This window comes from Halopenitus salinus, assembly GCF_042662125.1.
Classification (GTDB): domain Archaea; phylum Halobacteriota; class Halobacteria; order Halobacteriales; family Haloferacaceae; genus Halopenitus; species Halopenitus salinus.
This window is the reverse complement of record NZ_JBHSXL010000001.1, coordinates 187,613-201,351: the sequence shown is the minus strand read 5'-3', so window position 1 is coordinate 201,351 and position 13,739 is coordinate 187,613. Positions and strand designations below refer to the sequence as shown.

Sequence of the window (13,739 nt, the reverse complement as noted above, 5' to 3'; positions counted from 1 at the left end):
TCGAACGGTGGGCGGTCGTCGTTGCGCCTCAGTCCGCACAGCAGGCTTCCTTGTCGTCGGTCGAGGGATCCCGTGCCGGCTCCGTGAGCTCGTAGAGGTTCTGTCTCGCGTCCGCGAAGTAGACGTCCTCGTCGACGACGCCGATCCGCTCGAGCCGCTCGAGCGCGTATCGAACCGTCCGTGCGGAGAGCATCGACTCCTCGACGATCCCCTTCTGTGTCAACGCCCCGTTGTACTCCAATACCTTGAACACGAGCTTCGCGCTCGGAGGGAGGTCCTCGAGCGTCTCGGTCCCGTCGGTGCTCCCCTGTTCGGTTCCAGCCATCGTTACGACTCGAAATAGCACACCGTGATAAAGGTTCATGCAGATCCTCCCGATCCGGGCCGTTTGGGCGCGCTCCGACGTGCGTCCTCCGCGAATTGCGGAAGTATTTGCCTCTATAAACCGACGGATCACCGTCCTGGCTGACCGATCGGTCAGGCAACCGGCTCGCGCGCGCTCTCACGGCGCGACCAATGTGGCTGGTCGGCTCGTCGACGTGTTCTCGACGTTCCCGCGTGTTCCATCCGGGGTTCGTTTCGTGCTCGTTGTCGCCCGCCTCGCCCGGGTCGACCCGGGTCGGCTTCGGAACGAACGCCTTTTCACCGGCGCCAGCGGACCCGTTGGTATGAGCGACGACTCGGGACTCACCGGCCACGCCCGCGGCGTGGTCGTCACGACCATCGCCTGTCTGGCCGGCATCGGCGCAGCGCTCGCGTCCGCCTGGTACGTCGGCACCTCTCCCGCCAACGGCGGATCCACGATGGCCGTCGTGGTGATGGGCGCGTTCGTCGTCGTCCAGTTTCCCATTCTGAAGCTGGCCGGCGTCGACGTTGCGGACTTCGGCGTGAAGGACAACCTCTACGTGGTGTTCATGACCTTCACGCTGTGGTTCATCACCTACACGGTCCTTTTGACCTCGGGTGTTCGGCTGTAGCCATGGCCGACGACAGCATCGCGGTCGTCGACCTCGACCGGTGTCAGCCCGACCGGTGCAACTACGAGTGCATGAACTACTGTCCGCCCAACCGGACGGGCAAGGAGTGCATCACGATGCGCGGCGAGGACGCCGAGGACGGCGACCCCGACCAGATCCGCATCTCCGAGGAGATCTGTCTGGGCGAGACCTGCGGCATCTGCGTCGAGAAGTGCCCCTTCGACGCCATCGAGATCATCAACCTTCCCTCCGAGCTCGAGGAGGACCCCGTCCACCGCTACGGCGAGAACGCCTTCTCGCTGTACGGCCTGCCCGTCCCCGAGCCCGGCTCCGTGACCGGCATCCTCGGACCGAACGGCATCGGGAAGTCGACCGCGGTCCACGCGCTCGCGGGCGAGCTCGTCCCGAACCTCGGCGACCACGAGGGAGCCGACGAGGGGGCCGACTGGGAGCCGGTCGTCGACCGCTTCCGCGGTACCGAGCTGCAGACCTACCTCGATCGACTTCGGGAGGGATCGATATCGATCGCCAGAAAGCCTCAGTACGTCGACCAGATCCCCAAGCAGTTCGATGGGAACACGCGCGACCTGCTCGAACACACCGACGAGCGCGGCGCGCTCTCCGAGCTCATCGACCGGCTGAACATCGCTCCGGTGATGGACCAGGACATCGACTCCATCTCCGGCGGCGAGCTCCAGCGCGTGGCGATCGCCGCGTGTCTGGCCCGCGACGCCGACTTCTACTTCCTCGATGAGATCACCCCGTATCTCGACATCGGCCAGCGGATGACCGCCGCCCGGCTCATTCGCGAGCTGGCGGCCGACTCCGACCGGTCGATGCTCGTCGTCGAACACGACCTGGCCATCCTCGACCTCCTCGCGGACACCCTCCACGTCGCCTACGGCGAACCCGGCGCCTACGGCGTCATCACCGACCCGAAGTCCGTCAGAAACGGGATCAACGAGTACCTGAAGGGCTACCTCGACAACGAGAACATGCGGATCCGTCCGGACTCGATCACCTTCGAGGAGCACGCCCCACGCGTCTCCTCGAAGGAGAACGAGCTCGTCGAGTACCCGGACCTCCGGAAGTCCTACGGCGAAGGGGAGTTCGACCTCGACGTCGAGGGCGGCACCATCTACGAGTCCGAGGTGCTCGGCATCGTGGGTCCCAACGGGATCGGCAAATCCACCCTCGCGAAGCTGTTCGCCGGCTCCCTCGAGCCCGACGATGGCGAGTTGGACTTCGCGCTCGACATCGCCTACAAGCCGCAGTACATCGAGATCGACCGCCACATGCGCGTCGACGCCTTCCTCTCGTCCATCACGGACCGCGTCGGAAGCTCCTACTGGAACACGGAGATCGCGGACCCGCTCCAGCTCGATCGAATCATGGAGCAGAACCTCACGGACCTCTCGGGCGGCGAGCGCCAGCGCGTGGCGATCGCGGCGTGCCTCTCCGAGGACGCCGACCTCTACCTGCTCGACGAGCCGTCGGCCCACCTCGACGTCGAACAGCGCGTGCGCGCCACGACCGCGATCCGCCGGTACGCGGAGAACCACGACGCGACCGTGCTCGTCATCGACCACGACATCTACATGATCGACCTGCTCGCCGACCGGCTCATGGTCTTCGACGGCGAGCCGGCCCACCACGGCCACGCCAAGCCGCCCCAGGAGATGCGCGCGGGGATGAACGACTTCCTCTCGGACCTCGACATCACCTTCCGGCGCGACGAGCGCACCGGCCGCCCGCGGATCAACAAACCCGACTCCCAGAAGGACCGCGAGCAGAAGCGGACCGGCGAGTACTACTACTCCGTCTAGTCGCCACGTCCACCCCGTCTCGTCGCGTTCGTCGCCGCTCCGCCGTGGCTCGCGGACGCGGTTCGAAGCCGGTTCCGTCGGACCATACACCGACCCGCTGCCGAACCGTATAACCGACCCGCCGCCGAACAGTGGGCCATGATCACGGACTCGATCGGCGTCGCGGCGGGCATCATCGCGATCCTGTTGTGTGTGAGCGCATTCTTCTCCGCCAGCGAGATCGCGATCTTCTCGCTGGAGCGCCACCGGGTCGCGGCGCTCTCCGCCGGCACGGATCCGGACGGTCCGGTTCTCGCGCGACTGCGGGACGACCCCCACCGGCTGCTCGTGACGATCCTCGTCGGCAACAACGTGGTCAACATCACGATGGCCAGCCTCGCGACGGCCACGCTCGCGGCCGCCTACGGTCCGGGTGCGGGGGTCACGATCGCCACCGCGGTGATGTCCGTGTTGATCCTCGTCGTCGGCGAGATCGCCCCGAAGTCCTACGGCGTGGCCAACGCCGAGCGGATCGCGCTCGCCGTCGCCCGCCCGATCGCATTCGTCGAACGCGTCCTCTCGCCGGTCGTCACGGTCTTCGAGGGCGTCGTTTCGGTCGTCGAACGGGTGACCGGCTCGCCCACGGCGACTCCGCCCGGGCTTACCCGGGCCGAACTCGAGCGGCTCGTCGCCACCGGCGAGCGCGTCGGGGCCATAGACGAACGCGAGCGGCGCATGGTCGAGGGCGTCTTCGACCTCGACGAGACGAGCGTCCGGGAGATCCTCGTCCCTCGCCCGAACGTCGTCGCGGTCGACCGCGAAACCCCTCTCGAGGAGATCGTCGGACTCTGCGCGAGCGAACGGCTCACGCGCGTCCCCGTCTACGAGGGGTCCCTCGATCACGTCGTCGGGTTCGTCGACGTCCGCGACGCCGAACGCGCGATCCGCGAGGGGCTCGATCTGGACGACGTGCTCCGGGAGGTCGTGGTCGTCCCCGACTCCCAGCGCGTGGACGTGCTCCTCGCCGAACTGCAGACGCGGCGGATCCCCCTCGCGGTCGTCGTCGACGAGTACGGCGAGACCGAGGGGATCGCCACGATCGAGGACGTCCTAGAGGAGATCGTCGGGGACATCGCGGAGGTCGGCGAGAAGCGCTCGCTTCGCCACACCGACGACGGCCTGCTCGTGAACGGCGAGGTCACGGTCGGGGAGGTGACGGACGTCCTCGAACTCGACGTCGCGCTGCCGCGTGACGGGGAGTACGAGACCGTCGCGGGGCTGGTCAACGCCCGTCTCGGGCGCGTCGGCGAGCCCGGCGACCGCGTCGAGTTTCCCGATTCCGGCGTCTCGATCGCCGTGGAGACGACCGACGGAAACCGGGTTCGAACGGTTCGCGTCCGTCGAACGGACCCGTGACGACCGGCCGGCGTGGAGTGATCACTCCGCGTCCGTGTCGACTTGCGCCGCACACTCACGAAGCAGCCCGTCGAGGATCTCCGGCGTCGTCGGATGGTAGGCCCGATCGGGGATCTCGCGCACGTCGAGTTCCATCTCGACGGCCATCTGGAGCGTCTTGGCCATCACGTCGGCGTGGTAGTGGAGTCCCTGCCAGCCGAGGACGGTCCCGTCCTCGGCGTCGACGACCAGCCGCGCCAGGCCGTGGGGGACGTCCTTCGATTTGAACACGCCGTCGTCGCTCGCCCGCCTGGTCGCGGTCGCGATCGCGTGGCCGGCCTCGACCGCCGATCGGGGCGTGTGGCCGACGCGCGCGAAGGGGTAGATCGCCGCGCCCGAGAAGATCACGTGGTGGTGGACGTTCGAGTACGGCTCGACCGGCTCGCCCTTGGCGTGTGCGAGCACGTTCTCGGCCGTCTTGTACCCCTGTTCCTTCGCGACGTGGAGGATCGGCTCGCGGCCGTTCGCGTCGCCGACGACGAAGGTCCGCTCCGCGTTCGGCGGTCGCATCGTCGCGTCGATCCAATCGTCGGCGGGAGAGAGCGTGGTGTTCTCGAGTCCCAGCCCGTTCAGGTTCGGCTCCCGGCCGGTGAAACAGAAGATCGATTCGGCCTCGACCGGCTCCGGATCGGCTGCGGCTTCGGCGCCGTCCTCGCGTCGGAGGTGGAGGCGAACCCCCTCCGCCGTGGTTTCGACCCGGTCCTCGCGGACCTCGGTTCGGATCTCGACGTCGAACTGCTCGCGGTAGATCTCGAGGAGCGCGTCGCCGAACTCGGGGTCCGCCTCGTCGATCGGCCGCTCGTCGTGTTCGATCACGGTGAGATCGACGCCCGCCTCCGCGAGGTAGGGGACCATCTCCAGGCCGACGTATCCGAAGCCGAGAACGACCGCTGAATCCGGGAGTTCCGTCGCGTGTAACGTGTCCTTGCTGGTGTAGTAGCCGGCCTCCTCGAGCCCCGGCACGTCCGGGACGTTCGGGACCGACCCGGTCGCGATCACGACGTAGTCCGCCTCGATCGTGTCCCCGTCCACCTCGATCGTGTGGTCGTCGAGAAACCGCGCCCGCTCGTGGAGGAACTCGACGTCCTCGTCCTCGGCCATCTCGTGGATCGATTCGCGGCGGTGGCCGGCCCACCCGCGCGTTCGGTCGTTCTTCTCCGCGACGACCCGCTCGAGGTCGAGTTCGTGCGGCTCGCCCGTCAGCCGGTCGTCGACGCGACCCTGGTGACGGTGTGTCGCCGCCGAGATGAGCTCCTTGGAGGGCATACACCCCTCGAGGATGCAGAGTCCTCCCCCCGGCTCCCCGTCGTCGACGAGCGTCAGCCGGTCGATCCGGCCGCCGACGTGCGGGTACAGTCCCTCCGCGACCGCGGCACCGGCGCTTCCGTACGCGCCGATAACGGCTACGTGCATGGTTCACCTCGCGCTCGCGCGATAGTAAGCGTTGTCCACCGCGGACGGCGTGATCGTCGCCCGCCGCGGACGGCGTGGTTCGCCGGCTATCGATCGATCCCCGACTCCCCCTCGAGGACGGACTCGACCTCCTCGCGGGAGATCACGGCGATGTCCCCGCCGATCGTGCGCTTGAGCGCGGCCGTGGCCGCGCCCCACTGCAACGCGTCGGGAACGGCGCCGCCGTCGATGCGCCGCGTGAGGAACCCGGCGACGAAGGCGTCCCCAGTTCCGATCGCGTCGTGGGTGTCGGCCTCGAAGGTCCCCTGCTCGTGGACCGAGCCGTCGGAGACCGCGAGCGCGCCCTTCTCGCCGCGGGTGAGCACGACCGTCTCGAGGTCGTGGTCGGTCAACAGACCGTGAGCGATGTCGACCGCGTCGCCCTCGCACTCGAGGATCTCGATCGCGTCCCGACGCGGCACGAAGAGGGTGTCGACGTGTTCGAAGAGCGATTCGTAGGTCTTCCTCGCCTCCGCCGGCGACCAGAGCTTCCCGCGGTAGTTCAGATCGAACGTTCGCGTCACCCCGGCCTCGCCCGCAGCCTCGAGGAGGTCGACCGTCGTCCGCTCGGCCGCCTCGGAGAGCGCGGGGGTGATCCCCGTCGTGTGAAACGTCGTCGTGTTCTCGAAGATCCCCTCGGGAAGTTCCGACGCCTCGATCGTGGTGAACGCCGAGTCCGAACGGTCGTAGACGACGTTCGTGCCGCGCGGATCCCCGCCGTGTTCGATGTAGTAGGTCCCGGTACGCGAGCCCGCGGGGTCCGCCCAGGCGATCCCGGTTCGCACGCCGTGGCTTCGAAGCTCCGAGACGATCCGTCGCCCGAGCGGCGAGTCCGGCAGCTTCGAGAGCCACACCGCGTTCACGTCGAGCCGTGCCGCGCCCGCGGCGACGTTGCTTTCGGCCCCGCCCGTCTGCACCTCGAGGTTCCGGGTCGTCTCGAGCCGCTCGCCGCGCGGCGGCGACAGCCGCAACATCGTTTCGCCGAAGGTCACGAGGTCGGTCACGCGTCCCACTCCATGTCCGCAACTTACGGTCCCGGTATATAGAACGCGTGGTCCGCTCGCGGCCGAGGGTCGAACGGCGGGGACTCGAGGAGATCGGGTTTCGAGGGGCAACCCTTCGCTACTCGGCGTTCGCGGAGACGGGCTCGTCCTCGACGTCGGTGTGGCGGACCAGCTCCCCGTCGCCGTCGAAAAGCGAGACGTCGTCGAACTCGAAGCGCAACGCCACCTCGTCGCCCTCCTCGAAGCGCTCGTCCTCCGGCTGGAGGACCGTGAGTTCCTCGCCGTCGTGGTCGACGATGAGGTACGTCGTCGAGCCGCGCATCTCCACGAGCTCGACCGTCGCGTGGAGACCTCCGCCGTTGTCGGGCGCCACCGGGATGACGTCCTCCGGGCGGGCGGCCATTCGACGAACCTCGGAGAGGTCCCCGTCGCCGCCGGGGAACTCGTAGGTCACGCCGTCGATCACGGCCTCCCCGCCCTCGATGGACGCCGAAAAGAAGTTCATCGTCGGGTTGCCGATGAAGTCCGCGACGAACTCGTTGGTGGGGAAGCGATACAGCGTCTCCGGGGTGTCGACCTGCTGGAGCTTCCCCTCGTCCATCACCGCGATGCGGTCGGCGAGCACCATCGCCTCCTCCTGATCGTGGGTGACGAAGACGGTGGGGACGCCGGTCTGTTCCTGGAGCCGCTTGAGCTCCTTTTGGAGCTGGATCCGGAGCTTCTGGTCGAGCTTCGAGAACGGCTCGTCGAGCAGGAACGCTCGCGGCTCGCGCACTAGCGCCCGCCCGATGGCGACGCGCTGTTGTTGGCCGCCGGAGAGCTCGCCGGGTTTCCGATCGAGCAGCTCCGAGATGTTCAACATCCCGGCGGTGTGTTCGACGCGCTCCTCGATCGTCCCGGCGTCGACGCCGCTCGCTCTGAGCGGCGAGGAGATGTTGTCCCGCACGCTCATGTGCGGGTAGAGCGCGACCTGCTGGAACACCATCGCGAAGTCCCGCCTGTTCGGTCCCATGTCGGTCACGTCCTCCCCGTCGACGGTGATCGTCCCGCTCGTCGGCTCCTCCAGCCCGGCGATCATCCGCAGCGTGGTGCTTTTCCCGCAGCCGGACGGCCCGAGCAGGACGATGAACTCGCCGTCGTGAAGCGTCAACGACACGTCATCGGCCGCCACGACGTCTCCGTACTCCTTTCGCAGTTCGTTGAGTGTGGTTTCTACCATGTGTTATTCGAGGGTGAATCCGGCGACCAGTCGTTCCTGTGCGATGAAGGCGAGGATGACGATGGGGGTTATCGCGATCATCGTCGCCGCGCCCATCCGGCCCCACAGGATGCCACGCGTCGTGACGAACCCGGCGAGGTAGATGGGGATCGTCTGTGCGTCCTGGGTGGTCGTGAGGACCAGCGCCAGCACGTACTCGTTCCACATCAGGATGGCCGTCAAGATCGCGGCACTCGAGATGCCCGGCGCCGCAAGCGGCAGGACGACCCGGCGCCACGTCTGGATCCGGGACCATCCGTCGACGCGGCTCGCCTCCTCCAGCTCCTTCGGGATCCGCTGGAAGAAGATGAGCATGATCCACGTCGAGATCGGGATCCCGATCGGGAGGTAGGCGATCATCAACACACGCCAGGTGTTGATCCACCCGATCCCGACGAACATCATGTAGATGGGGATGGCGATCGCGATGGGCGGCAGAAAGCGCATGCTGAGGATGAAGAAGCTCACCTGTCCGTCGCCGGGGTCATAGCGGGTCAACGCGTACGCCGCGAGCGCGCCGACGGCGACGGAGACGGTCGTGGAGACCGCCGTCACGATGACGCTGTTGCGGATGTAGATGGGCATCCCCTCGTCGACGATCACGTTGCGGTAGTGTTCGAAGGTGAACTCGTCGGGAAGGAGACTCGGCGGGGCCGTCTGCGGCTCCACCGACAGCCCGACGAACAGGTCCCACACGAGGGGACCCCAGATCCAGACCATCCAGAGGGCCAACAGGACCGCCACCGCCCCGCGGGTCGCGAGCCGGGAGTAGTTGAAGGTCTTCTTCAGGTCCATCAGTGGTCACCCTCCGGCGAGATGAGGTCCTCGGCCACCGACTTGAAGATGAGGTAGGCCGCGCCGAACATCAACAGCCAGTAGAGGACGCCGGCGGCGTTGGCCCGTCCCAGATCGAAAAACCGGAAGCCGTAGTTGTACGTCACCATCGCGATCGACTCCGTGTAGGAGCCCGGACCGCCCAGGGTGAGCACCTGTATCTTCGGGAACACCTTGAACGCCCGGACCACCCGAAGCAGGAGGACGATGACGATGGCCGTGCGCATCTGCGGCAGCGTGATCCACTTGAACTGCTGCCACTTGCTCATCCCGTCGATCCGGGCCGCCTCGTAGTAGACGTCCGGGATGGACTGGATCGTCGCCGTGAACACCAGGACGAAAAGCGGGGTCCACATCCACACGTCCGAGACCACGATCGCCACCGCCGACCACGGTCTGGAGGCGAGCCAGGCGATCTCGATGCCGAGGAGGTGGTTGACCATCCCGTATTCGGGCGTGAGAAGCATCCGCCAGGTCAACCCCGTGACGACGGGGCTGAGCATCATCGGCGGCAGGGTGAGGACGACCCACAGCTGTCGATGCTTCACGTACTTGCTGTAGATGACGAGCGACATGCCGAGCCCGAGCAGGAACTCCGCGGTGACGACGATGACGACGAACGCGACGGTGAAGAGCGCCCCGCTCGTGAACCGGCCGTCCGTGAGCACCTGCGCGTAGTTCGCCAGGCCGACGAAGGCCTCCATCTGCCCGGCCTGATTGAAATCGAAGAGGCTGTTGTAGATCATGAGCAGGAACGGGTAGATGGCGACCAGCATCAACATGGCGACGGCGGGCGCGACGAACAGCCACGCTATCGTCCGCTCGTCGTCGAGACGCTCGCGGAGCGCCGCTTCGGTTGAGGAGTCGAGAGCCCTCATCTATCAGTCGTCGCTCATGATGTCCTGCCACTCCTCGTGGATGTTCTGCATCGTCTCCTCGGCGCTCGAGTTGCCCGAGAGCGCCTCGCTTATCTGGACCTGCATCGTGTCGCCCAGCTCCTGGTACTGCGGGTTCCGGGGCCGCAGTGAGAGCTGTTCGATCCCGGGGTTCTCCTCGGGGTCCTGATAGCGCGCCTGCGGGTTCTGTTCCTTTATTTCGTCGGTGAAAGACGATCGACGCGTCGGCGTGACGCCGTGTTCGGTGAAGGCGTATTTGTCCATCTCCTTCGAGGTGGTCCACTGGGCGAACAGGAAGGCGGCGTCCTTGGTCTCCTGGTCCGAGTAGGTGTTCAAGAGGACGCCCCAGCCGCCGAGGTTGGGGAACCCGCCGGGGGTGAGGGAGACGCGAACGCCCTCCTCCCAGCCCCACTCGTCGATGAACTTGGCGGTCGCGGTCCCCCACTGCTCGACGGCCCACGTGTTGCCGTCGAGGAACTGGTCGCGGCTCTGGGTGTAGCCGGTCGAAAGCGGGTTGCGCGCCCACTCGACCTGGTCCATGTAGTGTTGGAGCGCCGTCGTCGCGCCCTCCATGTCGAGCCGGGAGTTCCCCTCGTCGTCCAACATCGAGGATTCGCCGGTCTCGGCGGCGAAGCGGTTCGGGTAGCTGTAGACGATGTTCCACCCGCGCTGGCCCTCCAGGCCCATGTCCCATCCCTCGTCGTGCATGAACTGGGCGACGCGGTTGAACTTCTCGTAGCTCTCGTAGCCGCCGAACATCTCGGGCATGATGGACTCGCCGTGTTCCTCCTCGTAGGCGTCGGCGTGGTCCTCGAGGACGTCCTTGCGAACTGAGAGCTTCATCACGTCGCCGTACCACGGAAGCCCGTAGCGGGTACCGTCCCACTGGCCGTAGTTCTCGGCGAAGACGTTCAGGTGATCGTCGTAGTCGTAGTCGTCGTTCGCCAGCGGGGAGTCGAAGTACGGACCCAGGTCCTCAGCGAATCCCGGCTGCATGAACGATCCCGTCCAGATGACGTCGCTGATGAACGCGTCGAAGGAGGCCTCCTGTGCCCGGAACTGGTTGAGAAGCTGGGTGAGCATCTCGCTTTGGGCGTAGGAGGTGACCGTCACCTCGATCCCCGTCTCCTCGGAGAACCCCGCGGCGAGGTCGTCCCACGCGTCGATGTAGTTCGAACTCGTCGCGAAGTTCAGCTCCACGCCCTCGTAGGAGGCGGCCGGATCGCTTTCGTCCTCGACTTGCGATCCGGGCCCGCCGCCACCGCCCCCGCCGCCGATGTTCCCGCCACAGCCCGCCAGCCCCACCATGGCACCGGTCCCCGCGATTCGCAGGTACGACCGTCGATCGACGCGGCTCGTGTTGGTTTCACGTACCATGATACATGTTTAGGATGATCTATATATAATGGTTTGTGATGGGCATTGCGTCCCCGATTCCGTCCGTTTCGGGCGACGATCGCCCTTCCGGGGCTACCGCTCGTGACGACGATCCGGATCGACGTGACGAATTGCCGAACGGTCAGTGGCCCGGATAGTCCCGCTCGAACCGGTCGTCGATCTCCGCCGCGTCGATGCGGATCACCACCGGTCGCCCGTGGGGACACGACCAGGGGTTCTCACAGTCGTCGAGCGCGTCGAGGAGCCCGACGACCGATCCCTCCGTGAGGGACGTGTTTCCGGTGATCGACGGGTAGCAGGCCAGGTCGGAAAGCAGCTCGTCGACGACGTCCTCGACCGGCTCGGCGTCGTCCGATCCCTCCTCTACGAGCGACCCGAGCACGTCCCGGAGCAGCTCCGGATCGAGGGTCGCATCGAAGACCGCCGGAACCGCGGAGACGATGACCTCCCGGTCGCCGGACCGCTCCGTTCGGAACCCGATCTCGCGGAGCGACTCCTCGAACTCCCCGAGGAGCGCGGCCTCCCGCGCCGTCAGCTCGACGGTCACCGGCTCGGCGAGCGCCTGGGCGTCCATCCCGTCGGCGAACGCCGTCTGCAGCCGCTCGTAGTTGACGCGCTCGTCGGCGGCGTGCTGGTCGATGAGGGCGAGCCCCTCGTCCGTCTCCGCGACCACGTACGTCCCGTGGAGCTGTCCGAGGACCCGAAGCCGCGGCAGCGAGTCGAACGCCCGTTCGGTCCCCGCGGTCGTCTCGCCGTCGAGCGTCTCCTGCTCGTTCGGACTGGGGAACGACCGGATCCGTTCCCAATCGCTTCCCGTAGCCGAGTCCGAACCCGGATCGTGGGATCGATCCGTCGACGCTCGGCTCGGGGCCGTCTCCGCACGTGGCGACACGTCGCTCCCGTCCGGATCCTCGCGTTGCCACGTTCGCGGGGAGGGCGACGCGTTCACGTCCGTCGCCTCCTCCCGGTTCGCGCGTGCGTGGTGAGTGGTCGTCTCGTCCCCTTCGGGCTCTCCGGCTCCCGTCTCACCGATCTCGGTCTCTCCGTCCTCGTCAACCACGTCCTCCTCGCCCACCTCTTCCTCCTCGCCCTCGCTGCTTCGTTCGGCGTCCGTTCCATCAGTCGTCCCCGTCCCGACGTCGATCGACGTCTCCGGCTCTGAGAGCCCCTCGACGAGCCAGGCGTCCTCGTCGTCCGGATCGAGTTCGATCGTCGCGTCGTCGCGAGTCGCTCCCTCGGCCGCCGTGTCAGCCCCGTCGTCCGCTCCCAGATCATCACCCGCTCCGGCGCCGCCCCGAACCTCGGTTCCGGGACGTTCCGGTTCGATCGGGGTTTCCGCGGGGGCCGACCGGCCGCGCGGGGCGCCCGAGCGGACCAGTCCGTGATCGAGCAGCGCGCGCTCGACGGCCGTCTCGACCGCGTCGCGGACGGCCGCCTCCGCGTCGAAACGGATCTCCGTCTTGCGGGGGTGGACGTTCACGTCCACGGTCTCCGCCGGCACCTCGACGAAGAGGACCGCGAAGGGATAGCGATCGGCCGACAGCTGGCCGCCGTAGGCGTCCACCACGGCGTTTCGGAGCGTGCTCGACCGGACGTACCGGCCGTTGACGAACGTGGAGAGGTACTCCCGGCTCGCGCGCGTGGTCTCGGGGTGGGAGACGAGTCCGTGGACGCGCCGAACCGGGTCCCCGTCGTCGGCTCCCGGCGCGTTCGTCTCCTCATCGATCGCACCGGACTCCGATCCCGCCTTCGTTTCGTTCTCCGTCGGTCGCCACTCCACTTGACGCATGGACGTCGCGACGTCGCGCCCGTAGACGGCGAGCACGGCGCTCTCGAGGTCGCCGTTTCCCTCGGTCGCGAACGTCTCGCGACCGTCGTGTTCGAGCGAGACCGCCACGTCGGGGTTCGCGAGCGCGTACTGGGTGAGGACCCGATTCACGTGGTCGAACTCCGTGGCGTCCGTCTTCAGGAACTTCTCGCGGGCGGGCGTGTTGTAGAAGACGTCCTCGACTTCGACCGTGGTGCCGACCGGACAGCCCGCGGGGCGGACCTCCTCGACTTCGCCGCCCTCGACCGTGATCTCGGCTCCCGAGTCGGCGTCGACGCCCACGCTCGGATCCCCGTCGCTCGGGTCCTCCTTCGAATCCCCGTACGCCTCCGGGCGCGGACGCGACCGGATCGTGAGCCTGGAGACCGCGCCGATCGTGTAGAGCGCCTCCCCGCGGAACCCGAGCGTTCCGACCCCCGACTCCAGGTCGTCGATGTCGCCGATCTTCGAGGTGGCGTGTTCGGCCACCGCCTCGGGCAGCTGGTTCGGGGGGATCCCCACCCCGTCGTCGCGGACGCGGATGCGCTCGGTTCCGCCGCCGGTCACCGCGACCGCGATCCGCGATGCGTCGGCGTCGAGGGCGTTCTCGACCAGTTCCTTGACGATCGAGGCCGGACGCTCGACGACCTCTCCTGCCGCGATCTGCTGGATCGTGCGCTCGTCCAGCCGCCGGATGGCCGCGCCCGAGCCGGACGGGGGATCTCCTCCCCCGGTCGGCGTTCCGTCGCGCCCGTCGTCCTCGTTCATATGCCACCTCTCGGCCATCGCCGCACTTCAACTGTTGGGGCGGCATACCCGGAGACGAGGTTCGGGACCGTCCCGTTCGGAGATA

11 protein-coding genes are annotated in these 13,739 nt (G+C 67.3%); 3 read left to right on the top strand and 8 right to left on the bottom strand.

Annotated features, from left to right (window positions below; translation table 11 throughout):
• Positions 1 to 28: 28 nt before the first annotated feature.
• Complete coding sequence (locus ACFQE9_RS00985) at positions 29 to 325, bottom strand: winged helix-turn-helix transcriptional regulator (RefSeq protein ID WP_379739123.1); 297 nt, start codon at positions 323 to 325, stop codon at positions 29 to 31.
• 343 nt (positions 326 to 668) lie between these two features.
• Between ACFQE9_RS00985 and ACFQE9_RS00980 the strand changes: the two genes are divergently transcribed.
• From ACFQE9_RS00980 to ACFQE9_RS00970, 3 genes are all read left to right on the top strand, one after another.
• Entirely contained in the window at positions 669 to 977 is a 309-nt protein-coding gene (locus tag ACFQE9_RS00980) for an EMC6-like membrane protein (protein ID WP_379739120.1), read from the top strand.
• Positions 978 to 979: 2 nt separating this feature from the next.
• A complete protein-coding gene (locus tag ACFQE9_RS00975) occupies positions 980 to 2,803 on the top strand; it encodes a ribosome biogenesis/translation initiation ATPase RLI (RefSeq protein ID WP_379739117.1) in 1,824 nt (607 codons plus the stop codon).
• A 138-nt stretch (positions 2,804 to 2,941) separates the two neighbouring features.
• Positions 2,942 to 4,198, top strand: a complete 1,257-nt coding sequence (locus ACFQE9_RS00970) for a hemolysin family protein (RefSeq protein WP_379739115.1) — start codon at positions 2,942 to 2,944, stop codon at positions 4,196 to 4,198.
• Between the two features lie 21 nt (positions 4,199 to 4,219).
• Here the strand turns inward: ACFQE9_RS00970 and ACFQE9_RS00965 are convergent, their stop codons facing one another.
• The 7 genes from ACFQE9_RS00965 to mutL all read right to left on the bottom strand — a co-directional run bounded on the left by ACFQE9_RS00965 (position 4,220) and on the right by mutL (position 13,654).
• Positions 4,220 to 5,650, bottom strand: a complete 1,431-nt coding sequence (locus tag ACFQE9_RS00965) for a dihydrolipoyl dehydrogenase family protein (protein WP_379739112.1) — start codon at positions 5,648 to 5,650, stop codon at positions 4,220 to 4,222.
• Between the two features lie 86 nt (positions 5,651 to 5,736).
• On the bottom strand, positions 5,737 to 6,702 hold the full coding sequence (gene kdgK1, locus ACFQE9_RS00960) for a bifunctional 2-dehydro-3-deoxygluconokinase/2-dehydro-3-deoxygalactonokinase (RefSeq protein ID WP_379739109.1): 966 nt from the start codon (positions 6,700 to 6,702) through the stop codon (positions 5,737 to 5,739).
• 109 nt (positions 6,703 to 6,811) lie between these two features.
• Positions 6,812 to 7,912 (bottom strand): ABC transporter ATP-binding protein, encoded by a 1,101-nt coding sequence (locus ACFQE9_RS00955; RefSeq protein ID WP_379739106.1) that lies wholly within the window; start codon positions 7,910 to 7,912, stop codon positions 6,812 to 6,814.
• Positions 7,913 to 7,915: 3 nt separating this feature from the next.
• Entirely contained in the window at positions 7,916 to 8,746 is an 831-nt protein-coding gene (locus ACFQE9_RS00950) for a carbohydrate ABC transporter permease (protein ID WP_379739103.1), read from the bottom strand.
• A complete protein-coding gene (locus ACFQE9_RS00945; protein ID WP_379739100.1) occupies positions 8,746 to 9,663 on the bottom strand; it encodes a carbohydrate ABC transporter permease in 918 nt (305 codons plus the stop codon). The genes ACFQE9_RS00950 and ACFQE9_RS00945 overlap by 1 nt, the downstream gene beginning before the upstream one ends.
• Before the next feature lie 3 nt (positions 9,664 to 9,666).
• Positions 9,667 to 11,058 (bottom strand): extracellular solute-binding protein, encoded by a 1,392-nt coding sequence (locus tag ACFQE9_RS00940; protein WP_379739097.1) that lies wholly within the window; start codon positions 11,056 to 11,058, stop codon positions 9,667 to 9,669.
• 142 nt (positions 11,059 to 11,200) lie between these two features.
• Positions 11,201 to 13,654: a DNA mismatch repair endonuclease MutL gene (mutL, locus tag ACFQE9_RS00935; protein ID WP_379739094.1), complete on the bottom strand. Its 2,454-nt coding sequence runs from the start codon at positions 13,652 to 13,654 to the stop codon at positions 11,201 to 11,203.
• Positions 13,655 to 13,739: the final 85 nt, after the last annotated feature.